We start from the raw sequence: 22,702 nt of genomic DNA, 5'->3' as shown, positions 1-22,702 counted from the left end.
GGCATCTACTGATGCCTTCGCACATCCTTTTTTGCTCTCAAATTGTGTGCAGGTCACCCCCATTTCATCACAATAAACAGCCACACCACCGCTACCGAAAACGGTAACCAAATGCTCAGTTCAGTCATCCCAATAAAACCAAGATGAATAAACGCACTGCTTAATAAACCAATAAACAATCGGTCACCACGGGTGGTAGTGATCGGTAAAAACCCTTTACGTGCCACACAAGGGCTCTTTAGTTCCCAGCAAGTCATGGCAAACAAAATGCAGCCAATGCCGGTAAAAAATAATGCTGATGGAGTCGTCCAAGCCATCCAATTCATGTTGTTTCTCCTATACCCGTCCGAGGGCAAAACCTTTCGCCACATGGTTTCTCACAAACCAGATAACCAATACGCCAGGTAAAATGGTTAATACGCCTGCTGCCGCGAGCACGCCCCAATCAATGCCCGAGGCGCTGACGGTGCGAGTCATTACTGCGGCAATGGGTTTCGCGTCTACCGAGGTGAGAGTTCTCGCCAGTAGCAGCTCCACCCAACTAAACATGAAACAGAAGAAGGCGGTGACACCAATGCCAGAGCGGATTAGTGGAATGAAGATTCTGGCGAAGAAACGCGGAAAGCTATAACCGTCGATGTAGGCGGTTTCATCAATTTCTCTTGGTACACCAGACATAAAACCTTCGAGGATCCACACCGCCAACGGCACATTAAATAGGCAGTGCGCCAAGGCCACTGCAATGTGGGTATCGAACAAACCTACCGACGAATAAAGCTGAAAGAAGGGCAGCAAAAATACCGCCGGAGGCGCCATTCGGTTGGTAAGCAGCCAAAAAAACAGGTGCTTGTCGCCGATAAAACGAAACCGCGAGAAGGCATAAGCCGCGGGTAATGCCACCGCTAAGGTAATCACCATGTTTAGCGACACGTAGTAAATTGAGTTGACGTAGCCCATGTACCAACTGGCGTCACTGAAAATAGTGATGTAATTAGCCAACGTGAAATGTTCAGGCCAAAAACTTAAGCCGCCCAAAATTTCCTGATTACTCTTAAACGACATAATCAATAACCAATAAATCGGTAACAGTAGGAACAAGATGTAAGCGCCCATTCCTAGTGTTTTTTTAATGTTCATAGTTGCATCCTTTCGCTAGTGCTTACTTACCGTCGTTATGGGTCATGGCGGTATAGAACAGCCAGCTGACTAACAAGATGATTAAGAAATAAATGATGGAAAACGCGCCTGCCGGACCGATATCAAATTGACCTACAGCCATTTTGGTTAGGGTTTGGCTTAAAAATGTGGTGGAGTTACCCGGGCCGCCACCGGTGAGCACGAAGGGTTCGGTGTAAATCATAAAGCTGTCCATAAAGCGCAATAACACGCCAATCAGCAGCACGTTTTTAAGTTTAGGAAGCTGAATAAAACGAAATACCGCCCAGTTTGACGCACGGTCGATTCGCGCCGCTTGGTAGTAAGCATCAGGAATGGCCCGCAAGCCTGAGTAACACAGCAAAGCCACCAGCGAAGTCCAGTGCCATACGTCCATCAGCAACACGGTAAACCAAGCGTCCATGGGGTTTGCCGCATAGTTGTAGTTGATACCAAGGCTATTTAAGGCCCAGCCAAATAAACCAATATCAGCCCGCCCAAAAATTTGCCAAATGGTGCCTACCACATTCAGAGGAACCAACAAAGGCAAGGCCAATACCAGCAAGCACACTACCGAACCAGGGCCGCGAGCAGGCATCATTAACGCCACTAAAATGCCCAATGGGATTTCAATTAACAATACCGAGCCAGAGAAAATAAACTGTCGAACCAGTGAATCGTGCAAGCGAGTATCGTTAAGGATTTCTCGATACCATTCGGTGCCCACAAAATAGCGAGTATTGGCATCAAAAATATCCTGAATCGAGTAGTTCACCACCGTCATCAAGGGGATGATGGCGCTAAAAGCCACCAGCGCAAATACTGGCAAGACCAAGTACCACGCTTTGTTGGTATAGGGTTTAATCATGATTGTCTTCCTTGGCTACCAAGTATTCATCGATGTACAGCATCAACCATTGTTCGGGAAAGCTAATGTAGGCATGTTGCTGCGGTACGCGTTGGTCTTCTTGTAAGCGGGCTTTAATCACCTGCTCACCCAGCTTTAAACTGAGGATTTTGTAGGTGCCTAGGTCTTCTACGAACAACACTTCAGCTTGGTAAGCATCGCCATTAGGCTTGTCCCATACATGCACAAACTCAGGGCGAATACCTACTTTTAGGTTATTGGACTGACTTGCGTTTACCGCAGCCATCTCGACTGGACTTAAGGCAATTTGTTGTGGCCCAAAACACACACCTTGCTCGCAACGCTCAACTTCCATCAAGTTCATCCCTGGGCTGCCAATGAAGTAGCCTACAAAGGTATGGTTAGGTTGCTCAAACAGCTCTCGCGGGGTGCCAAACTGCACCACTTGGCCGTTGTACATCACGGCAATTTTGTCGGCAAAGGTTGAGGCTTCTAGCTGATCGTGAGTCACGTAAACCATGGTAATGTTGAACTGCTCATGAATTTGCTTGAGCTTCCGGCGCAACTTCCACTTAAGGTGTGGGTCAATGACTGTGAGCGGTTCATCAAACAAAATTGCTGATACATCATCACGTACCAAGCCACGCCCCATCGACACCTTTTGTTTTTCATCGGCGCTTAGGTTGGCAGCCTTTTTATTGAGCACCGCGGTGAGATCGAGGATCTCAGCAATTTCCCCTACTTTAGATTGCACTTTGGCCTTGCTAGCGCCCATATTGCGCAGCGGAAAGGCTAAGTTATCAAATACCGTCATCGTGTCGTACACCACTGGAAACTGGAATACCTGAGCAATGTTGCGCTCTTGCGGCGGAATGTCGTTCACCCTCACCCCATCAAATAAAACCTCCCCGTCCGAGGGTTCTAGCAGACCAGAAATAATATTGAGCAAGGTTGATTTTCCGCAACCCGATGGCCCAAGCAACGCGTATGCTCCGCCCTTTTGCCACACATGATTCATCTCTCTAATGGCATAGAGTGGTTCGTCTGCTTGCTTGTCATAGCAGTGAGCCAGTGATTTAAGTTGGATCTCAGCCATGATAATGGTCCTCAATACGACGGCTCGAAGCCTGAATTAGTTGCCCGTCACCGTTAAACACGTGTAATTTGTGGGTAGGCACATAGATTTTTATTTTTTCGTCCACATGGTAGGAATGCACGCCAGATAAATGCAGCACCAATTGGAAGTGCTCATTACGTACATGTAAAAAGGTTTCGGAGCCCGAAATCTCAGCCAACTCAACTTGCACCGAGATTTCTAGATCATCGTCATTTTTAGGCAATAAACTCAAATGGCTTGGTCGAATACCAAACTGATAATCCCCCTCGCCCAAGGCTTTTAAGTCAGCATTAAGAGGAAAATGCACTTTGTCATCAAAGGTCACTTCAGTGGCGCTCATTTTGCCGGTGATGAGATTAATCGGTGGCTCATTAAACAACGCCGCAGCTGTTACATTGCACGGCGAATGGTAGGTTTCAGCAGTGGGGCCACTTTGAATAATGCGCCCTTCATGCAATATGGTGGTGGTACCGCCTAGAGCTAAAGCCTCATTAGGTTCGGTAGTGGCATACACCGCAATGGTATTGCGTTGAGCAAACAAATCTCGCATTTCTTGGCGCAGCTCTTCACGTAACTTGTAATCCAAGTTCACCAAAGGCTCATCAAATAAAATAATGTCGGCATCTTTTACCAAGGCTCTTGCCATGGCTGTACGCTGCTGCTGGCCGCCAGAAAGCTCTAAAGGCAAACGCGATAGGTAAGAAGTAATGTGCAGCATTTCTGCTGTTTCCATCACCCTCTTGTTAATCAGCGTTTCCGATTCGTTAGCTAAACGCAAAGGTGAAGCAATGTTGTCGTAAACCGTCATGTTGGGATAATTAATGAACTGCTGATACACCATCGATACATTTCGTTCTTGTACCGACACTCCGGTGACATCTAATCCGTTCATCAGTACTCGACCAGTATTGGGTTTATCTAAACCCGCCATTAATCGCATCAAGCTGGTTTTGCCCGATAAGGTGCGACCAAGTAATACATTAAACGACCCCGGCTCAAAGTTGAGACTGGCTTGATTTATGTAGTATTGACCGTCAACCATCCGTGTAACGTTTTCCAATGTCAGTGACATGGGTGGGGGCTCTCCTTTTACTTAGCGCTAAACAATGTTCGCGCTGTGTTCACAATCGCAAATCTACGAAGATAATTGCTAGAGCCGTGCCACATTCAATAATTCATCAAGATACTGATTTAAAAGGGTTTAATTTTAACTAAAGCTTTTATTGAAATTAAACATGTTCATAAAACGTGATCAATGTGAACATTTTGTTAATCAGTTTTGACCAAATAATGTTCGTATGCGAAAGTTCAGCCCTGATCAAGTTCACGTTTACTGATGTGATGCTGATTAAAGGACGAAAATGAGCGAAAAAACTCAGTGGTATTTGGAGCATGAAGCACTAATCAAACACTCTTGGCAGCGTTGCCGAGACTTGGGGTTAAGCCACCACAGTGAGCCGGAGGTTGAACATAAATCTGCGGGCGATTTGTCTTGCTTGTTAGAGCAGCATCATCAACTGTTAGAAACCACCCATCACCAAGTTTTGCCTTATTACGAGAACCTTTTAGCTAACAGCAACAGCCAAGTAATGCTGGCAGATCACCAAGGCTACGTATTAAAAAGCTGGGGGGAGCAGCGCTTTAAGCAACAACACCAAGAGATTTTTGCTCCAGGTACCGGCTGGCAAGAACCGGCATTAGGAACTAATGCAATTGGTACCGCACTAAAAACAGGGAGTGTGGTGCAAATTCATCACGATGAGCACTTTTTGGTGGCCAATCGATTTATGACCGGATCTGCTGCACCTATTTTTGGAGTGGACCGAGAAATGGTTGGCGTAATCGATATCTCTAGTGATACCTACCTACCTGAATCTCATACCTTAGGCATGGTAAAAATCATGTCACAAGCGGTAGAAAACCAACTCATTATCTCCCACTTTAACAGTGAACACTTTTTACTGCGTTTTAATACCAGCCCCGAAAACATAGATAGCCAATGGTCTGCATTGATTGTATTTGACGAGAATGGACTCGTTATCTCAGCCAATCGCAGAGCAGAGCTGGTGCTAGCAACAGATTTAAAACTGGTAAATATCAGTGAATTATTCGACATAAGCGTGAGCCAGCTCATTAACCAGCCAGAGAGCTTTCAAGTTCCTTTGCTCACCTGTCAGCAATTTAGAGTGCATGGCATTTTACACAAACCTAAACAAGCTAAACCTAGGGTCTTAGACTTTAGGACGCTGTTGAAAACTGATACCAACACAGATAGCCAGCAAGGCGATAAGAAACAGCCGTTCTTGTTAGATGACCTCAACCTCGGCGATCCGGTAATGGCGAAAGCCGTGGCACAAAGTAAGCGTATTGTTGATAAAGAGATCCCAATATTGATCCGCGGCGAAACCGGTGTAGGCAAAGAAGTGTTTGTAAAAGCGCTGCACCAATCTAGCCTGCGTAGTAAACAAAATATGGTAACGGTAAATTGCGCTGCTATTCCCCAAGAGTTGGTCGAGTCAGAGCTATTTGGTTATGAAAAAGGGGCGTTCACAGGTTCAAGCAATAAGGGGTATATTGGCTTAATACGTAAAGCTGATAAAGGCACTTTGTTTTTAGACGAAATTGGCGACATGCCCTTAAATGTGCAAGCTAGATTATTGCGCGTACTGCAGGAGCGCCGCGTTAACCCATTGGGCAGCACTGAGTCATACCCTGTAGATTTTAAACTGGTATCGGCGACTAATCGTAATTTAAAAGATGAGGTAGAAGCCGGCGGTTTTCGCCAAGATTTATATTATCGGGTCAGCGGTTTAAACATAGAGTTACCTGCGTTACGCCACCGCAGTGACCGCCAACACTTGATTCAGTTCTTACTTAATTATTACGCTGAGACGCCACAAGATGGCTTAATTACCGAACGTGCTATGCAGAGTTTCTGCCAGCACCCTTGGCCAGGTAACATTCGCCAGTTGGTCAGCGTGATTCAAATTGCACAGGCCATGTCTGACAATCAAGCCATCGATTTTCAACACTTACCCGATGATTTCTTTGCTGACTTAGACAGCAAGAATAACAATGTGGAAGCCTTTACGCCTTCTGCAGAACCGCTCAGCAACGACGCCGAACACCCAACTAAAAGCTCCAGCACTCAAGATATTGTTGCGGTTTATCAATCCCTATCATGCAACATATCTAAAACCGCTCAGCAGCTTGGTGTAAGCCGAAACACTGTTTATAAGCGCTTAAGAGAGAGTGGTTACAAGTAGCTTCGCTGCGTAATAATAACTATCAAACAATAAAAAAAGGAGCCATATCGGCTCCCTATTTTTATCTACTGTTTAGATGATTAATTCAATACATCTAACTGTACTTGATAGTTACAGCCAGCGCCTTGCAGCTCTAACTTATAATGTGGATCTTTATACTCTTTCTCATTCACATCCTGCCAGTTCACAATATTTAGTGAAGGATTAGCGGGGGCAATAGGAGTAATAAGTAAATTACCAGCAGTTATGGTGCCATCATTATTAACAATGGGCTCTACAGGAAGGTTAATTTGCCAAATAGCCGACACACTGTCAGCTACAACACACTGGTCACTTACCAGTACTCGGTTTGCAGTGAAGTTAATCTTGCGCTGCCATGACGTCACTGAATCATAAGCCGCATAGATTTGGCTTAAATCCATGTTGATAATAGTTTCAGCGCCATTAACTGTGTAATCCATGGTCGCTTCAGTACGGCGTTTTTGCAAAATGGTTTCACCATCTTCGACAAAACGCACCATGTTATGTACTTCAGATTCTTGATGGATGCCACTGTGTGACCAAATGTTTTGTGTTACCGCTAACCAATCATCTTTATACAAACTGAACGAACCTTGATCACGGTGGGCATGAGACTCATCATAAATACCCGCGACTGCAGATAGCCAAGTAGCATCGGTTTCCCAAGAAGATCTAACAAACAAGTGCCCAGCACCGGTCGCGTGATATACCAACTCGGTTGGTTTTAGTTGATTAAGCTCTTGCTGTAGCAATGTGGTATCTAAGTTAAACCCATAAACAATTGGATTTACTGAGTTATTATCTAGCCACCACTTACCGCGTTTAGCTTCATCTGTACCAATATTTAAAGATGCAGCTCGGTGTATCAAGTTTTCATGGTAGTCAAATAACTTTGGTTTAGAAACTCGAGACTGATCGCCAATCGGGGCAAACATTTCTAGGGGAGGAGTGGTTGCGTGTATCCAGTAATCGATAGTCTCCTTAGAATGAACAGACTGGGCTGAAAGGTCTTCGCCACTTGAATCTTTCCATATTTGGTACAATTCAAACAGATCGCGCTGAGCAACACCATAACCGGTTCCTTCTCGACTACCACCTTTCTCAAATTGGTCATAGTACGCTACCAACTTTGGCAGTTTATCGTTGCTTAAAAGGTTTAACCATGTGTCATTTTGAGTAACCACCCCCCAAGTTATAGTCGCCTTCAGGAAACTAAAATGGTAATTATTGCCTGGGTTAGTAGTCGCCCAACCGCTCCATGAAAAGGAATTACCCGCCCATTCCGCATCTTTATGATTCCACACATTCCAAATCGCTTGTTCGGCGTAGTTTTCCCATCGTTTTCGCTGACTCTCACTAAGTAACTCGTAACCATAGTCATAAGCATAAGCTAGCTTAGAAATGTAGTTACCAACATGTAGGTAAGAATCTGCACTAACAGCAGGCTTCTCATTAGCAGCCATTTTGGCTTCAGCTGCAACCACTTGCGCTTCGACATCTGCAATCGCTAAATCAATATACTTTTTATCTTGGGTTAGGTAGTACATATAAATGGCGTCTGTCGGTGAAAAGCCATAACCTGGTTTACCTTCCACCGCTTTATCTACCCAAGCAGTGAATTTACTGTAATCTTCATCGGAAAAACGTAGGTGGTCGAGGAAAGCCAGAGACAGTTTACGTTGGGTAGCGGCAGAATCAACCACAGTGACCAGAAGCTGAGCAGTCTTTTCTTTCCAAGTAGCGGTACAAGTGGCTTGGCCAACACTCTCGGTGGTCAACACATTCTCTGCACTTAAACTAACGTTACTAGTATCACAGCTCAATGTTGCGTCAGAAGGCTCAGACTCACTGGTGCCATTGGAGAAGTATCCGGTAAGCTTAATGTCTTGCTTAGTAGCCAAAGGAAGAATCAAATGCCCTTGAGGAATGGTACTAATAAAATCAGGTAGGACTTCACTGGCTGTTACTACGAAGTTTACAGAGAGCGTCAACGCGTTCCAACTGACTTTACAAATAGACTCGCCAGCTTTATATGCACTTAAGAAGCTAGTGGCGCTAATATTCACTGCTGGGCTATCACATTGCCAAACAAGCTCAGAGTTTGCTATAGGCGTAGTTGAATTATCAGCATAAACACCGTTAACAACTAATTGAGAGGTGTCACCTTCTTTCAAAGATGTTTCCCCAGCACCTAAACGAAGCTTGCGAACATCACTTGGTGAAGTCGTATCACCTTCTCCTGGTGAAGTCGGATTATCATTTGCTGCGACGACAAAATCTACTGCGAGTTGCAACATACTAAATGAAACAATGCAGTTTGACTCACCAGCTTTGACAGCACTCACTTCACTACTTGAACTAATATCTACAGCAAAGCCTTCACAGCGCCAAATAAGGCCTGATTTAGGCAAAGGCTTGGTAGTACCATTATTGTAGTCAGCATTAACAACCAACTGAGAGGAGTCACCAACGGCAAGCTCTGTAGTACCTTCTTGTAGGCGCAAGTTTTTAACCTGCACTGCTGCATCGGAGTTAGGTACAGGAGATACTTCTTCCTCTTCATCTATACAAGCAGTTAATAACAACAGCGACGTAACCAAGCTCATTTTAAGAAATTGATTTAAAAGCCTGTTAATTTGAACAATCATATTACTTCCCTGTATTTCATTGCTGTAACTACCAAAGCAGCCATGCCCAATAGGTGGGCAGCTAAATGCCTAATCTAACCAAGCAAAGCTGTTGCCACTTTGTATCCAAATAAAATGACTAAGCTATAGGTAAACCTACGTTTCTCAAGTGTTAAAGAAAAGTAAACCTTAAAACTCACCAAGATTAAGGACTATTACTCAAGCCTATTACGCCTTTAAGACAATCTATAGGCGAGTTGACGGATAAGATTAACGGGGAATAATATGAGAGATTAATCAATAGCGCAAATTAAAGATCTGCGCTTCGTGACAAAAGTTTGATCTGAATTAAACGCAGGTATCGATTGCGGCTTGAGCTAAAGTAGCGTCATCTTGCTCACTCATGCCACTAATACCTAGCGCTCCAACCACTTGGTCATGTTGATAAATTGGCACGCCGCCTTGAATACCTGTAAAACGAGCATCACTCCAATAGCCCATATCTTTGCCAGTTTCTTGAGCCCAAGCAGCTAAATTGGCGGTAGGTTGGCGGTCACGCGCCGACGTATAGGCTTTATTCTGGGCCAACACCGCAGCATGAAATGCGACACCATCCATACGCGCAAAACTCACTAACTCACCATGTGCATCTACTACTGCTACCGCAATACTTGCTTGTTTCTCACTAGCAAGGCCTAAAGCTTTTTCAGTCAATGCACGGGCAAGGTCAAAGGTAATATCCATAATAAATCTCTTCAAGTAACAATAAGTGGCTTGAGTCTAGAAAGGTTTAGGCTTAAAACCAATGCTTCACACTCAAATGTCTCGCACAATAGTTCGAAGGTTCGCCACTTAATACGAGCTGTAACGCTATTCAGTTAAGGTGTTAAGCTTGCTAGCATAGAATAAAATGTTGAAGCGAAGGAGAGCATGGATGAGCAAGGTTGCTTTAGTGACCGGTTCGAGCAGAGGAATAGGCGCAGCCACGGCATGTTTGCTCGCTGAACAAGGCTATTCGGTATGTATCAACTATAAGAAAAACCAAGCCGCAGCATCAGAGGTCGTAGAACGTATTCAATCTACAGGAGGTACCGCCATTGCCATAAGAGCGGATATCAGTGATGAACACCAAGTTGAGCAACTTTTTAATCATATAGATCAGCAGCTTGGGCCAATCAACGCGCTAGTCAACAACGCCGCAATGTTGTTTCCTCAAATGCGGCTTGAAGCAATGAACGCTCAGCGAATTAATCAGCTTTTTAGCGTTAATGTCACGAGTGCATTCATGTGCTGTAAATACGCGATTAAAAGAATGGGAACTAGCCATGGCGGATCTGGAGGAAGCATTGTTAATGTATCTTCAGCTGCGGCTCGTGTAGGTTCGCCTTTTGAATACATTGACTATGCAGCAAGCAAGGGTGCCATAGATACGCTAACCAAAGGCTTATCTCTCGAATTAGCCGAGCAAGCAATACGCGTAAATGGTGTTCGTCCTGGGTTTATACACACAGAAATGCATGCAGATGGTGGCGAGCCAAATCGTATTGAGCGATTAAGAAGTGCAATTCCACTACAGCGAGGCGGCGAGCCAGAAGAAATAGCCGAAGCGATCGCTTGGCTTATTTCAGATAAAGCGTCTTACGTAACTGGTAGTATTTTGGATGTAACTGGTGGGCGCTAAGTGCCTAAAACTCAGTTATGCTGGACTAAGTAATATGACGTTATAAGTGAGAAAAATGGTAAAAGATCCTCGAGTCATCGATAAACGCATCCCTTTTGTATTAGCCTTATTAATTGCTTTGTTTTGCTACTACACTTGGGCCCCAGCCAGCCCATTTAAGAAACTCCCTAAACTAGCCCTAGAGCAAGCACTAAGCAGTCAAACTGCAGCTTGGGCAGAAGGAAGCATTGTGGTGAAAGGTATTAGCCCATTACAAGACAATACCCTCTATATACATGCTAAAGTTTTACCCAACCAAGCTCTCTCGGTGATTATTATCGCTCCAGCGGCCAGCAATCCAAACTTAAACTCCCGCTGGCGAGTGGAAGGGAAGCTATTATGGCAAGACAACATTGCAGTATTAGATACCATAAGCAGCAAGGGGAAATTTGAGGTTGTAAGCAATCAGCCTTAGCCTGCGCTAGCGCAAAGCACACCAAATTTTACTGCTCAATAATAGTCGTCATCGCTCAAACCATAGACACTAGCAATGACTCAAAAGGCTTGGACATATTTGTTGTATATCGTAATCGCTATAGGTTTAGCGTTAGTGATACTGGGCGTGGGTTTAGCACTATTTTCCAACATTAGCGTATCAATGGGCGTTCGTGGTGTGCAGATTATCGCCGTTACTATTGGTCTGGGTTTATTACTGATGGTACCGAGTAAAATAGTACTGACCTTGCTGCTAATGAAAAACAATAGCCAATAGTTAGTCTGTCGCTGCTAAGTCACTTACTTATCAGCCCATTTTTGTAATCTTGCCTAGTTCTATCGCCTCACATAACGCCACCACTAACCATCTTACAAAACAATAGACCAGCTAATAACTTTTATGTCATTATCGTGCGTTTTTTGAATCTAAGACAATGACGTCATTCGAAGTATTAACGGAATAAACATGAATAAAACCTTAAGTGCCATAACGATAGCAATCAGTTTAACCTTGGCAGGATGTGGCGGAGGTGATGATGGAACGCCAATCGCAAACAAACCCACTACGCCCCCGACTACTCCTGGTGAGTTTTCACCTAACAGGTTGAGCTTAGAGCAGTACCAACAGATATTAAGCTGGGATGAAAGCTACATCGCTAACGTCTCCAACGATCCGCTCAACCATTTTGATGAAGATACCATCAATATCGAAGTATTTGCCCAAGATCCTCAGCCTTACTCCATTGCTTATTCGATGAGTGACAACACTTTTGAAGAGCAGCAGTCGGAGACAAGTTCACTTACCTCAAATGTTTGGAATGGAACGTCATGGAATATTCTTCCTGAAACAGAGTTCTTTAATGACGGCGATGACATGCAAGTGGTTGATGATTACTTGTTAGTATCCAGTGCTATTTTGGACGTTAATTTTAAAATCTACGCAGAGCAAGTTGATCTATCTAAACAAGGCGCATTAAATGCTGCGCTAAACATTAGCGATGTCCCCTGGACCTGGGATGACGCTAACTTTGCAGGATATGGCTACAAAATGGTGTCTTATCCTACCGTTCCCTTAATTATGGTGGATGTCAGTGACGAAGAGAGCTTCATCAGCAATGGTTCTATCGAGGGAAAAACTTTAGAGTAAATTGCTGAATTGATTCTTCCTGGGCAAGTTAACTACGTGTTGATAGGCGACGATACCATCGAGATAGGTGATAGTCGCTGGACAGTAAAACATGACACTGTAGCTAATTTAGCTATTGTAAGAATTAACTCTCCCTACGAGTATGCGGGCGCTTACATGGCAATAGACTGGGCCCTAATTGATTACAATGGTGCTATTCACCAAGCTGTATTAGTTGAGCCCGAAAGCTTAGAAACACTTTTGCTCACCGAGCCCAATGTTGCCTTTTCTTTCGATAATGCGATTAAAGCCATCACTCACCTTCATAACTTAACGACCAACTAACTAAACTATACCCAGCGATGTGCTGGGCATTTTATCTAGATACAGCTTTGACTCATTACACAAACTGCTCAATCCATTGCTGCATAGCTTGGGCAGGTAAAGCCCCTGCTTGTTGTCCGAGCAGTTTACCGCTTTTAAAGCACATCAATGTGGGAATAGAGCGAATTTGATAGCGCTGCGCTAAGGCTTGTTGCTCTTCAGTATTCACTTTTAAAAACTGTGCTTGGTGAGCAAACTGCTTGCCCACTTGTTCGTAGGCTGGGGCCATGCTTTTACATGGGCCACACCAAGGTGCCCAAAAGTCGACGATAACGAGTAACTCACCACCAATATGGCGTGCAAAACCTGCTTCATCCGTATCTATCGGCTCGCCCTTAAATAAGGCTTCACTGCATTTCCCACATTTAGCCTGTTCGCCAATACGCGATTGAGGCAAACGATTACCTGCGTTACAACTAGGGCAAATAACGATGAGTGATTCAGACATTTATTTCATTCTCCAATAACGAGCAACTTACAGTGGCGCTAAATGCTCAATCATTAACTGCACACTGCGGCGCCCTCTAAATTCATTTACATCTAATTTGTAAACCAACTGCACCTGTTTTAGGCTGGCATTTGGCCAAATACTTCGATCCACATTAAATGCTATAGCATCTATTTCTTGCGACATGCCGGGCAGCTTTACACTCATTTTTAAGTGTTTCTCGCCTACTACCCGTTGCGCACAAAGCTCGAATTCGCCATCAAATAATGGTTCAGGAAAGCCTTGCCCCCAAGGACCTGATTCCCTGAGCATTTCAGCAAAACCGAGTACCAATTGCTCGGGTAGCAGCTCGCCATCACTAAGCAGCATATGAGTAAGACACTCTTCATCTATAAAATCTTTCGCGGTATTTTCTAAGCACGCTTTAAACTCAGCAAAGCGCGCTTGCGGCAACGATAACCCCGCAGCCATAGCGTGGCCACCGAACTTGCTAATTAAACCAGGATTCTGAGTATCAATACGCTCTAACAAATCACGTAAATGAACCCCCGCAACGGAGCGACCCGAGCCTTTCACCTCGCCATTATCGCCATCGGCAAACGCAAACACTGGGCGGTAATACTTTTCTTTAATACGCGAAGCCACCAATCCCACCACACCCTGGTGCCAATCTGCTTGATATAAACACAAGGCTTTAGGGAGTGATTCGGCATCTAAGCTCAGCTCATTCACACTAATCAGCGCTTCCTGCTGCATGCTTTGTTCAATATCTTTACGCTCGCTGTTCAGGCTATCCATTTCGCTAGCTAACTGGCGAGCATGATGAATATCGTCACTCAGTAAACAGTGAATACCCAAGCTCATGTCATCTAGGCGACCCACAGCATTTAAACGTGGACCAATAGCGAACCCTAAATCACTGGCCACCATATTGGCTTTATTTCTGCCAGATACTTCAATTAAGGCTTGAATGCCAGGGCGACACGCACCCGCTCGAATACGCTGCAAGCCTTGGTGTACCAAAATACGGTTATTGCTGTCTAAAGGGACTACATCAGCTACCGTGCCAAGCGCCACCAAATCCAATAAGCTGGCAATGTTAGGTTCTTGCAAACCTTGTTTTGCAAACAAATCTTGTTCACGCATTTTGCTGCGCAGCGCCATTAGCAAATAAAAAGCAACGCCCACACCGGCTAAATTTTTACTAGGAAAAGCACAAGCCGACAAATTAGGGTTAACAATCGCTGCTGCTTTGGGGAGTTGCTCCCCAGGTAAGTGGTGATCGGTAATTAATACCGGGATCCCCAAGGCACTGGCTTTTTCTACACCGCTAATACTCGAGATGCCATTATCAACGGTAATGATAAGCTCGGCGCCCTTAGCGGCAGCCAACTCTACAATCTCAGGGCTTAAACCATAGCCATACTCAAAACGATTAGGCACTAAAAAGTCTACCGGGCGAAAACCAAACTGTGGCAATCCCGCCATTAACAGCGCGGTACTCGTAGCGCCATCGGCATCAAAGTCACCCACAATCACTATCTTCTTTCTTACGCTGAGATTTTCGATGAGTAAATTCACCGCATCATCCATGCCTTGTAAACCTTGAAACGGCAACAAAGCTTGCGCTCGACGCTCTACGTCGGCTGCAGTTTTTACACCACGGCGTGCATAAACCTGCTTTATCAGCTCTGGCCAGTCTTTGGGTAATGCTTGGGTATCTAGGTCTTCTCTGCGGCGTAATAACACGGTTGGTTTACTCTTTTTTGAAGTAAATAAAAAAGGCTCCGCTCTAATTAAAAAGCAGGAGCCCAATTACAGGCGCTTAATGTTTAGCCGCGCTCTAAATACTCAAGCAAAGCAGCAGGTGGGCGGTAGCCTGGTAACATAGTGCCATCTTCCAATACCATAGCTGGCGTGCCACGTACTCCAAAAGCTTCGCCTAATTGATACTGTTTTAATACCGTATTATCGCAGCTACTACGTGCTACGTTGCTACCATTTTTAGCTGCGCTCATAGCCGTCGTTTTATCATCGGCGCACCATACGCTTTGCATTTCACCATACACTGGTGACTCCACTCCACCACGTGGGAAAGCTAAGTAACGAACGGTAATACCCAAGTCGGTGTAACCTGGAAGGTCTTCCACTTTATTGGTTTCTGGGTTCTTATCTCTATAAGTATAAAGCTCGTTATGCAGCTTACGACAATAGCCACAACTCGTATCGGTAAACACCGTAATAACGTGTTTTTCATCCTTAGCTTTAAATACAATCATGTCATCTTCAAAGCTAGCCAGTTGTGTTAAACGCACCTTAGACATACTTTGGTCGGTTAGGTTTATCCGGTTCACTAAATCAAACAAGCTACCTTGCAGTAAATAGTTTCCGTCTGAGCTTACGTAAAATAAACCTTGGCTGGTGGCTACTTCATATATTCCCGCCAGGGGCGTTTCAGCAATGGAGTCAATACTTACCCCTAAACGTGCTTCAATGACATGTTGGGTTTTACTGGTATCTAGTTTAACAGCGCTTAACTGGGCTGCGTCTTCACTCCACGCGCTATTTAGGCTCAGGCCGAATAAACTCATCGACAACAGTAAGGCCTTGGATAATTTCATTAAATCTTCTCCGAATTAGGGGTGTTTAAGCAGACCGTGCAAACACAGCAAAACTTACCGTCTCTATGGCTTAAATGCAAAAATTTTAATTACAAAGCGCTTACTAGCGCATTTAAGCGCGCGGATGATGCTGCTGGTACACCGAGCGTAAACGCTCATTAGCAACATGGGTGTAGATTTGCGTAGTAGACAAATCACTATGGCCTAGCAGCATTTGTACCACTCGCAAATCAGCACCATGGTTCAACAAGTGGGTCGCAAATGCATGACGCAAGGTATGCGGCGACAAATGACTATTTATACCCGCCAAACTCGCATAACGCTTAATGCGATGCCAAAAAGTTTGCCGGGTCATTTGGCTACCACGCAAGCTAGGAAACAATACATCACTCTCTTGTTTAAGTAACATTGGGCGGGCGTGTTTTAAATAGCGCTCTAATACATCGACAGCCTGTTCACCTAAAGGCACTAAACGTTCTTTACCGCCCTTGCCTACAACTCTGACTAAACCTTGGCGCAAACTCACCTGTTCTATTTGTAAACTCACTAACTCGGTAACACGCAATCCAGTAGCATACAAAACCTCTAACATGGCTAAGTCTCTATGTTGAATCGGATCATCGAGCTGCGGCTCATCTAACAAGGCTTCAACTTCACTTTCACTTAGGGTACCGGGGAGCTTCTTCTCCAGCTTGGGCTGAACCAGCAATGCACAAGGGTCGGTAGTGCGGATTTTATCCTGCAGTAAAAAACGATAAAAACGCCGCATGGTAGATAACTGCCTAGCCGCACTAGCAGGCTTTTGACCTAACTCAAATCGCGAAGCGATAAACCCTTGCAAATCCAATGCTTCAGCTAATTCAATCGCAAGCTGTTTGCCCTGTAAATAACAGGCAAGCTGGTTAAGATCGTTTCGGTAGGAATTAAGGGTGTTTTCGGCAAGGCTATGCTCAAACCACAGTTGCTCGATAAAACGGTTGATATGCGGATTATCTATTTTGCTGGCTTTTGATTTAACTTGCTTACTTGGCATTTCGCTCACTACATTACAAAGCTAAGACTTAGCATATTGGTGTTACTAAAGGCTTTTGGTACACTGCCCGCGCACTCTCCAACGCTTTTAAGGATGCATAGCATGCGCATTGGCCTGTTCTACGGCTCTTCTACCTGTTACACCGAAATGGCAGCTGAAAAGATTCAAGCTGAATTTGCTGAGCACAACCTTGATGTATTCAACATCAAAGATTGCGACGTGCAGCAAATGAGTGATTATTCGCTACTTATCCTCGGTATTTCTACCTGGGATTATGGCGAATTACAGGAAGATTGGGAAGCGGTATGGGACAACCTTGAAGGCCTAGAATTAAAAAACAAAACCATCGCCCTGTTTGGCTTGGGTGATCAAATGGGTTACAGCGAATGGTTTTTAGATGCAATGGGCATGTTGTTTGAGCAATTAGCGCCTTCTGGCGCAAACTTTATTGGCTTTTGGCCAAACCAAGGTTACGAATTTGAAGCTTCTAAAGCGCTTACTGAAGACGGAGAATTCTTCTATGGTTTAGCGCTAGACGACGAACACCAGTTTGAACAAAGTGATGAACGCATTCATCAATGGTGTGAGCAGTTAAAGCAAGAGCTAAAGGAACTCAGTTAACACGACAATGTGAATAGTTATCGCATTAACTGAGTACTAAACCTTAGCGCTTAATACTTAGCTCTTTAGTCAGTAATTCCAGCACTTCTACCTGTTCTAACAAAGACTTAATCGCTTGGTCTGAACCTTGAACGAGTTCGGTCACCAACACCGTTTGATCACGCAACTGATGAGTATCATCCGAAATGCCTGTGGCTACCGCACCTTGTTCTTCGGAAGCGGTAGCAATCTCAGAGATTTTTGCCGAGACCATGTCAGTACGCTGATGAATATCAGCAATAGTTTGGTGCACTCCGCCCATCATCTCTTTGCTGGTTTCACCGCGCTGCACACTTTCTTTCACTGTAGAACTTAAACCGGAACTGGTAGATTGCAGCTCTTCAATCATCGATTGAATCTCTACCGTAGCTTGCTGGGTGCGCCCAGCTAAACTACGTACTTCATCGGCCACCACCGCAAATCCACGGCCTTGCTCGCCAGCTCGTGCCGCTTCAATAGCCGCATTTAAGGCCAGTAGGTTGGTTTGCTCTGAAATAGAGTTAATAGTGGTGACCACTGCGCCAATATCTTGCGTGCGCTGTTCTAGCTGAGTTACCGCTTGTTCCGCCCGTTGCACGTCATTCATTAGATGCTCAATGGCGTCTACGGTTAGCTCTACTTTTTGCTGCCCGTCACTGGTAGCTTGATTAGCTTGGCCGGTTTGCTCGGCGGTATCATTAGCGTTTGCGGCAACGTTGCGAATAGTGACCACCATTTGCTCAATAGCACTTGCCAGCGAATCAACCCTGTCTTGCTGCTGAACACTAAGGCTGTTGCATTGTTCACTGGTACTGCTTAGTTGCTCGCAAAGCTGCTTTACCAAGCCATTGGTGGCATTGGTTTCGCTTACCAGTTGATGCTCGCGCTCTGCGACTTTATCAATAATGATGGCAATAGAGCTAAATTCATCACGTACAGGAAAATAGTTTAAACGATAGGTTAAGTCACCCTTGGCCAGCATATCTAGGGCGTTGTGTATTTGGTACATCGCCCCACCAATAAAGGTCATGATGTAATAAAACAGCAAACCCGCCACAAATAAAATGGCCGCGATACTGGCGTACTGAAATCCCGAAAACAAATCAAATATTGAGGTATCGTCGTGTTGCGAAGTCACTGTATTTTGCTGTAACGAATACCCCGCGCGCGATAACACGCTGCGCAGATGCTCTGGTTCGGCTTGAATCACCTGGCTTAGCAATTGCGCTTCTTGCAAATGTACCTGCGCCAAATGCTGTTCAAAATTACTTGATACAATAAGCAAAATGGCCACCAAGGCCAACATCGGAAAGGCAAACATTAACAGGAATTTCTCCTGTAACTTTAAATGAATGTTATAGCGATCGATCCATCTAAATGGGACTTCTTTCATGACAAACTCCATTTTGTATTGCACTGCGCAATTAATGATCATTCATGTTATGACCCACGCTGAATGAATGCGAGATCCCGCCGTTCAGCTAATGAGATAAGACAAACAAAAAAAACGTAAGCTAACCGATTGTGTTGATTTTTTATGATGAATAATTAGAACTAAAGCGCTAGCAGGGCTACTAGCGCTTTAACAGTTAAGCGGTTTCAACCACTTGTTGTTTGCTATCGCGAACAAATACGCTAACCATTACCGCCGCTAGAGTGGGTAATAACCAAGCAAAACCTTGTGAGAAACCAGGCAGTACATTAAAGGCATCCATATTTACGCCTGCCGCTTTAATCGCATCAAGTACCCCAAAAATAGCGGCTACACCAATAATTAAACGAGCCGCCATTTGTGGGCGATTAAAACAGTCCACCAACAAATTAAAGGCAATCAATGCTACTGCAACCGGGTAAATACCTATCAGAATAGGAATAGACACAACCAATAGTTGATTCAAACCAATGTTAGCAACCAGCGCACAACACGCTGCCGTTAGAATAGCCGTGAGCTTGTAAGAGATTTTGGTATTGTCACTCACATAAGTAGAAAACGAAGAAATACCACCAATAGCGGTGGTGAAACAGGCTAAGCCAACCACCGTAGACAATAAAAACTGTCCTTTGGCACCAAATAGCACGCCAACATAGGCGACAATGATTTCGCCACCGTTTTTAGCCTCTGGCGCTACACCTGTAGCGGTTGCGCCTAAGTAGAACAGCACAACATAAAACAGAGTGAGTCCCACCGCGGCAATTAAACTGGCTTTAACCAAGTAACCAAATTGCTCAGACTTACCCGATACACCTTTGCCATTTAGCGCATCAATCATCAATACACCAAACATTAGCGCAGCTAAGGCATCCATGGTGTTGTAACCATCGATAAAGCCTTGACCAAATGGCATGTCAGCAAAGTTTTGTTGAGCCGGGGCGATTTCGGCAAACGGTGCACTAAATACACTCACACCAATCACTGCGATACAAATAACCAACAGCGGAGTAATAATTTTACCTACGGTGTCGATCAGCCCGCCACGACGTAAAATAAAGAATAGTGCTGCAATAAAGTAAAACAGAGAGTAGCCAATTAAGGTTAGCTGGCTAGCACTTTCTACCAAAGGTACAAAACCTAGCTCATAAGCCACTAAACAGGTACGAGGAATACCAAACATTGGCACTAACACTAAGTAAATAGCCAGTGCGATAGCATTGGCCACTTTACTTGGCAAATAACGACCTAGATGAACAATGCCGCCGCCAGCTTTAGCAATCGCCAACAAGCCTAGCAATGGCAAACCTACCGCTGTTACTAAAAAGCCAAGCATCGATAACAGCAAATTATCGCCTGCTAACATGCCCGCCATAGGCGGAAAAATTAAGTTACCAGCGCCTAAAAAGAAGGCAAATACCATCATCCCTAAACTAATTGTGTTCCATGATCCAAGTGCTTTGGTCACGTGTATTCCTCGTTGTAGATTGCAATCATTTATAATTTTAAGCAAAGAAGTATATAGCATGGCTTTTAAACATAAAACCAGTATATCGAACTACATTAGTGATAATTGATCCAACTCAACGCCAACAAAAATCACATTTTAAGGTACAAATATCTACAGAGATCAACGAACTGAGGAGAATAGCTTTTATCTTGTTGATAGATAAGAATTTGCTCTTGCTGGCAACACGAAACCGGTGATTTAGTAAGTAATAACATACTGCGAATAGCTGGCTTATTGGCGAAAGAATGAACTTGAGCACGCCTCACTAAATGCCAATCATCCAATGCAGCTAAAAGCAGCCATTGCTCGGCCACGTCACAAGGTAGGATTACCGCCAGTTGAGTGTTTTGATGGGCTAATTTTGCTAACGCAGCAAAAAACGCCTGGGCATTTAAACTAGCGCTATGCCTGGCTTGTTGGCGCTTTTCTTCAAACACTTGCCCAGCCGAAAAATATGGTGGGTTAGAAATAACTAAATCGTAGCTCTGCGTGCTCCGATGGTTTTGCATACTTTGTAATTGAACATTAACCGCCAAGGGCCAAGGACTATGTGCTACGTTTTGTTGGGCTTGAGAACAAGCATCGGTTTCGATATCGATGGCATCAATAACCACCTCTCCAGCCAATCGCTGGGCCAAGATTAAACTAATCAGCCCAGTGCCCGTTCCTACATCTAAAACACGCTTAATATTATGCAGAGGCGACCAAGCAGCTAACAGGATCCCATCGGTTCCCACCTTCATTGCGGTTTGATCATGAGCCACGTGAAACTGCTTAAAAGTAAAACCTGGTCGTTGATTGTGTTCGATCACTTCTTGCTTGCCCCTGTTTGGCGCTATACTATGCCGCGAATGTAAATGACCCGCGCTTTTGGTTCAAGTCGATGGCGCCTGACAACTTGGTAGATTTATGACCTTTGAAGACCTCGACCTAGACTCACAAATATTAGCCGCTGTAAGCGACATGGGCTTGCAAAAAGCGACGATGGTCCAACAGCAAACGATCCCAGCTATGCTTGATGGTCGAGATGTATTGGCTAGCGCCCCCACAGGCACCGGTAAAACCTTGGCGTTTTTACTGCCGGCTATTCAGCACTTGCTGGACTACCCGCGCCGTAAAGCAGGTCCAGGACGAGTACTTATTTTAACCCCTACTCGCGAACTTGCTATGCAGGTTGCCGAGCAGGCGCGTTTAGCCACTGCTCACACCAATCTGACTACCATCGATATTACCGGTGGAGTTAAATACGATGTACACGCCGAGCAGCTTAAAGGCAACATTGATATTGTTATTGCCACGCCGGGCCGTTTAATGGAGTACATCACCTACAAGGTGTTTGATACCCAAGCCATTGAAGTTCTCATTCTTGATGAAGCCGACCGCATGCTCGATATGGGCTTCATTAAAGACATGGAAACCATTAGTGATGCAACCAGTGAACGAGGCCAAACCGCGCTATTCTCTGCCACGTTAGAAGGTTCAGGTTTGCTACGTTTTGCTGAAAAAGTAATGGAAGACCCTGAGCAAATTGAAGTAGATTCACCGCGCCGAGAACGCGCTAAAATTCATCAAATATTGCACTTTTGTGATGATGCCGCCCACAAATACCAGTTATTACGCCATTACCTACTCAACGAAGAAATCGAGCGTTGTGTGGTTTTTGTAAAAACCCGTGACCGCCTATATGCGCTAGCGGAGCAACTGCAAAGTGACGATATTAAAGCGTCTTACTTGCGCGGTGAAATGGCTCAAGACAAACGTAACCAAGCGATGCAAGCCTTTCGAGATGGCGAAGTGAAGATTCTTATTGCCACTGATGTTGCAGCCCGCGGTTTAGACGTGCCAGAGATTAGCCACGTATTTAATTACGATATGCCTCGTACACCAGACGTATATGTACACCGCATTGGCCGTACCGCTCGCGCAGGTCGTAAAGGCATGGCTGTAAACCTAATCGAAGCGCATGATATGGGCGCGTTAGCCAAAGCAGAGCGCTATACCGATGAACCGATTAAACGCCGCGTGATTGACAGCTTGCGCCCGACACATCGTGTTGCAGCGCCGCCAGCCAAGAAGAAAAAGCCAAAAACAGTAGAGGCTAAAAAAGCGGCTAAGAAGAAGGCCAAGGGGCGTGCTAAAAAGCTGGCCAAAAAAGCCAAGAAGTAAACCTTAGCCAATGACCCGTCCTGATATGGGTTGACACTTGATTGACTAAAACGCTCGATGCACTTCATCGGGCGTTTTGTATTTTAGTGCCTCGTGAGGCCTATATTCATTGTAGAGCTTAACCGATTCATCGACCA

The 22,702-nt window shown here is 44.8% G+C and carries 23 protein-coding genes; 8 read left to right on the top strand and 15 right to left on the bottom strand.

All coding sequences use genetic code 11. The annotated features are described in order from the left end of the window. Nucleotides 1-53: 53 nt before the first annotated feature. From FFR00_RS18390 to FFR00_RS18370, 5 genes are read right to left on the bottom strand one after another with little or no spacing between them, the layout of a single operon-like run. Nucleotides 54-326: a DUF2160 domain-containing protein gene (locus FFR00_RS18390; RefSeq protein ID WP_137674880.1), complete on the bottom strand. Its 273-nt coding sequence runs from the start codon at nt 324-326 to the stop codon at nt 54-56. 10 nt (nt 327-336) lie between these two features. Further along, nucleotides 337-1,137 (bottom strand): carbohydrate ABC transporter permease, encoded by an 801-nt coding sequence (locus FFR00_RS18385; protein WP_137674879.1) that lies wholly within the window; start codon nt 1,135-1,137, stop codon nt 337-339. A gap of 22 nt (nt 1,138-1,159) precedes the next feature. Beyond that, nucleotides 1,160-2,023 (bottom strand): carbohydrate ABC transporter permease, encoded by an 864-nt coding sequence (locus FFR00_RS18380; protein ID WP_137674878.1) that lies wholly within the window; start codon nt 2,021-2,023, stop codon nt 1,160-1,162. Then, nucleotides 2,016-3,119, bottom strand: coding sequence for an ABC transporter ATP-binding protein (locus tag FFR00_RS18375; RefSeq protein ID WP_137674877.1), 1,104 nt, complete (start codon nt 3,117-3,119; stop codon nt 2,016-2,018). The genes FFR00_RS18380 and FFR00_RS18375 overlap by 8 nt, the downstream gene beginning before the upstream one ends. Then, nucleotides 3,112-4,212 carry an ABC transporter ATP-binding protein gene (locus tag FFR00_RS18370; RefSeq protein WP_137674876.1) on the bottom strand — a complete coding sequence of 367 codons (1,101 nt, stop codon included), beginning with the start codon at nt 4,210-4,212 and terminating at the stop codon, nt 3,112-3,114. The genes FFR00_RS18375 and FFR00_RS18370 overlap by 8 nt, the downstream gene beginning before the upstream one ends. 289 nt (nt 4,213-4,501) lie before the next feature. On the opposite strand from FFR00_RS18370, the gene FFR00_RS18365 reads away from it, so the two are divergent. Next, entirely contained in the window at nt 4,502-6,406 is a 1,905-nt protein-coding gene (locus FFR00_RS18365) for a sigma-54-dependent Fis family transcriptional regulator (RefSeq protein ID WP_137674875.1), read from the top strand. A gap of 80 nt (nt 6,407-6,486) precedes the next feature. Here the strand turns inward: FFR00_RS18365 and FFR00_RS18360 are convergent, their stop codons facing one another. Both FFR00_RS18360 and FFR00_RS18355 read right to left on the bottom strand, forming a co-directional pair. After that, on the bottom strand, nt 6,487-9,075 hold the full coding sequence (locus tag FFR00_RS18360) for a hypothetical protein (protein WP_137674874.1): 2,589 nt from the start codon (nt 9,073-9,075) through the stop codon (nt 6,487-6,489). 327 nt (nt 9,076-9,402) lie between these two features. After that, nucleotides 9,403-9,798, bottom strand: a complete 396-nt coding sequence (locus FFR00_RS18355) for a heme-binding protein (protein ID WP_137674873.1) — start codon at nt 9,796-9,798, stop codon at nt 9,403-9,405. Between the two features lie 190 nt (nt 9,799-9,988). On the opposite strand from FFR00_RS18355, the gene FFR00_RS18350 reads away from it, so the two are divergent. The 5 genes from FFR00_RS18350 (at nt 9,989) to FFR00_RS18330 (ending at nt 12,680) form a co-directional block, all read left to right on the top strand. Then, nucleotides 9,989-10,735 (top strand): SDR family oxidoreductase, encoded by a 747-nt coding sequence (locus tag FFR00_RS18350; RefSeq protein ID WP_137674872.1) that lies wholly within the window; start codon nt 9,989-9,991, stop codon nt 10,733-10,735. A 55-nt stretch (nt 10,736-10,790) separates the two neighbouring features. Next, complete coding sequence (locus FFR00_RS18345; protein WP_137674871.1) at nt 10,791-11,189, top strand: hypothetical protein; 399 nt, start codon at nt 10,791-10,793, stop codon at nt 11,187-11,189. 75 nt (nt 11,190-11,264) lie between these two features. Further along, nucleotides 11,265-11,486, top strand: a complete 222-nt coding sequence (locus tag FFR00_RS18340) for a hypothetical protein (protein WP_137674870.1) — start codon at nt 11,265-11,267, stop codon at nt 11,484-11,486. A gap of 189 nt (nt 11,487-11,675) precedes the next feature. Further along, nucleotides 11,676-12,356 carry a hypothetical protein gene (locus FFR00_RS18335; RefSeq protein ID WP_137674869.1) on the top strand — a complete coding sequence of 227 codons (681 nt, stop codon included), beginning with the start codon at nt 11,676-11,678 and terminating at the stop codon, nt 12,354-12,356. Nucleotides 12,357-12,392: 36 nt separating this feature from the next. Further along, a complete protein-coding gene (locus FFR00_RS18330) occupies nt 12,393-12,680 on the top strand; it encodes a hypothetical protein (protein WP_137674868.1) in 288 nt (95 codons plus the stop codon). 55 nt (nt 12,681-12,735) lie between these two features. On the opposite strand, the gene trxC is transcribed toward FFR00_RS18330, so the two are convergent. From trxC to xerD, 4 genes are all read right to left on the bottom strand, one after another. Continuing rightward, nucleotides 12,736-13,167 (bottom strand): thioredoxin TrxC, encoded by a 432-nt coding sequence (trxC, locus tag FFR00_RS18325; protein WP_137674867.1) that lies wholly within the window; start codon nt 13,165-13,167, stop codon nt 12,736-12,738. A gap of 27 nt (nt 13,168-13,194) precedes the next feature. Beyond that, nucleotides 13,195-14,916 (bottom strand): single-stranded-DNA-specific exonuclease RecJ, encoded by a 1,722-nt coding sequence (recJ, locus tag FFR00_RS18320; RefSeq protein WP_137674866.1) that lies wholly within the window; start codon nt 14,914-14,916, stop codon nt 13,195-13,197. Nucleotides 14,917-14,999: 83 nt separating this feature from the next. Then, on the bottom strand, nt 15,000-15,788 hold the full coding sequence (locus FFR00_RS18315) for a thioredoxin fold domain-containing protein (protein WP_137674865.1): 789 nt from the start codon (nt 15,786-15,788) through the stop codon (nt 15,000-15,002). 112 nt (nt 15,789-15,900) lie between these two features. Next, the gene (xerD, locus tag FFR00_RS18310; RefSeq protein WP_137674864.1) at nt 15,901-16,821 is read right to left on the bottom strand and encodes a site-specific tyrosine recombinase XerD; all 921 of its coding nucleotides are present in this window, start codon (nt 16,819-16,821) and stop codon (nt 15,901-15,903) included. Between the two features lie 102 nt (nt 16,822-16,923). On the opposite strand from xerD, the gene fldB reads away from it, so the two are divergent. Next, on the top strand, nt 16,924-17,442 hold the full coding sequence (gene fldB, locus FFR00_RS18305; protein ID WP_137674863.1) for a flavodoxin FldB: 519 nt from the start codon (nt 16,924-16,926) through the stop codon (nt 17,440-17,442). A gap of 43 nt (nt 17,443-17,485) precedes the next feature. On the opposite strand, the gene FFR00_RS18300 is transcribed toward fldB, so the two are convergent. The 3 genes from FFR00_RS18300 to FFR00_RS18290 form a co-directional block, all read right to left on the bottom strand. Next, nucleotides 17,486-18,853 (bottom strand): methyl-accepting chemotaxis protein, encoded by a 1,368-nt coding sequence (locus FFR00_RS18300; protein ID WP_161985206.1) that lies wholly within the window; start codon nt 18,851-18,853, stop codon nt 17,486-17,488. A gap of 196 nt (nt 18,854-19,049) precedes the next feature. Beyond that, complete coding sequence (brnQ, locus tag FFR00_RS18295; protein ID WP_137674861.1) at nt 19,050-20,357, bottom strand: branched-chain amino acid transport system II carrier protein; 1,308 nt, start codon at nt 20,355-20,357, stop codon at nt 19,050-19,052. Between the two features lie 131 nt (nt 20,358-20,488). Further along, nucleotides 20,489-21,163 carry a tRNA1(Val) (adenine(37)-N6)-methyltransferase gene (locus tag FFR00_RS18290; protein ID WP_137674860.1) on the bottom strand — a complete coding sequence of 225 codons (675 nt, stop codon included), beginning with the start codon at nt 21,161-21,163 and terminating at the stop codon, nt 20,489-20,491. A 145-nt stretch (nt 21,164-21,308) separates the two neighbouring features. Here FFR00_RS18290 and srmB point away from each other — a divergent pair, with 145 nt between their 5' ends. After that, complete coding sequence (srmB, locus tag FFR00_RS18285; protein ID WP_137674859.1) at nt 21,309-22,565, top strand: ATP-dependent RNA helicase SrmB; 1,257 nt, start codon at nt 21,309-21,311, stop codon at nt 22,563-22,565. A gap of 45 nt (nt 22,566-22,610) precedes the next feature. On the opposite strand, the gene FFR00_RS21730 is transcribed toward srmB, so the two are convergent. Further along, nucleotides 22,611-22,702: integrase core domain-containing protein (locus FFR00_RS21730; RefSeq protein WP_137674858.1), on the bottom strand; the 92-nt coding region annotated here is incomplete at its 5' end.

The organism is Agarivorans sp. Toyoura001 (assembly GCF_005405585.1).
GTDB lineage: Bacteria > Pseudomonadota > Gammaproteobacteria > Enterobacterales > Celerinatantimonadaceae > Agarivorans.
Note: the sequence above shows the minus strand (reverse complement) of the source record. Positions and strands in the feature narration are given on the sequence as shown.

What these genes read in the sequence shown, in the direction of transcription:
- FFR00_RS18390 (WP_137674880.1), bottom strand. Translation starts at nt 326, where the DNA reads ATGAATTGGATGGCTTGGACGACTCCATCAGCATTATTTTTTACCGGC.
- FFR00_RS18385 (WP_137674879.1), bottom strand. Translation starts at nt 1,137, where the DNA reads ATGAACATTAAAAAAACACTAGGAATGGGCGCTTACATCTTGTTCCTA.
- FFR00_RS18380 (WP_137674878.1), bottom strand. Translation starts at nt 2,023, where the DNA reads ATGATTAAACCCTATACCAACAAAGCGTGGTACTTGGTCTTGCCAGTA.
- FFR00_RS18375 (WP_137674877.1), bottom strand. Translation starts at nt 3,119, where the DNA reads ATGGCTGAGATCCAACTTAAATCACTGGCTCACTGCTATGACAAGCAA.
- FFR00_RS18370 (WP_137674876.1), bottom strand. Translation starts at nt 4,212, where the DNA reads ATGTCACTGACATTGGAAAACGTTACACGGATGGTTGACGGTCAATAC.
- FFR00_RS18365 (WP_137674875.1), top strand. Translation starts at nt 4,502, where the DNA reads ATGAGCGAAAAAACTCAGTGGTATTTGGAGCATGAAGCACTAATCAAA.
- FFR00_RS18360 (WP_137674874.1), bottom strand. Translation starts at nt 9,075, where the DNA reads ATGATTGTTCAAATTAACAGGCTTTTAAATCAATTTCTTAAAATGAGC.
- FFR00_RS18355 (WP_137674873.1), bottom strand. Translation starts at nt 9,798, where the DNA reads ATGGATATTACCTTTGACCTTGCCCGTGCATTGACTGAAAAAGCTTTA.
- FFR00_RS18350 (WP_137674872.1), top strand. Translation starts at nt 9,989, where the DNA reads ATGAGCAAGGTTGCTTTAGTGACCGGTTCGAGCAGAGGAATAGGCGCA.
- FFR00_RS18345 (WP_137674871.1), top strand. Translation starts at nt 10,791, where the DNA reads ATGGTAAAAGATCCTCGAGTCATCGATAAACGCATCCCTTTTGTATTA.
- FFR00_RS18340 (WP_137674870.1), top strand. Translation starts at nt 11,265, where the DNA reads ATGACTCAAAAGGCTTGGACATATTTGTTGTATATCGTAATCGCTATA.
- FFR00_RS18335 (WP_137674869.1), top strand. Translation starts at nt 11,676, where the DNA reads ATGAATAAAACCTTAAGTGCCATAACGATAGCAATCAGTTTAACCTTG.
- trxC (WP_137674867.1), bottom strand. Translation starts at nt 13,167, where the DNA reads ATGTCTGAATCACTCATCGTTATTTGCCCTAGTTGTAACGCAGGTAAT.
- FFR00_RS18315 (WP_137674865.1), bottom strand. Translation starts at nt 15,788, where the DNA reads ATGAAATTATCCAAGGCCTTACTGTTGTCGATGAGTTTATTCGGCCTG.
- xerD (WP_137674864.1), bottom strand. Translation starts at nt 16,821, where the DNA reads ATGCCAAGTAAGCAAGTTAAATCAAAAGCCAGCAAAATAGATAATCCG.
- fldB (WP_137674863.1), top strand. Translation starts at nt 16,924, where the DNA reads ATGCGCATTGGCCTGTTCTACGGCTCTTCTACCTGTTACACCGAAATG.
- FFR00_RS18300 (WP_161985206.1), bottom strand. Translation starts at nt 18,853, where the DNA reads ATGAAAGAAGTCCCATTTAGATGGATCGATCGCTATAACATTCATTTA.
- srmB (WP_137674859.1), top strand. Translation starts at nt 21,309, where the DNA reads ATGACCTTTGAAGACCTCGACCTAGACTCACAAATATTAGCCGCTGTA.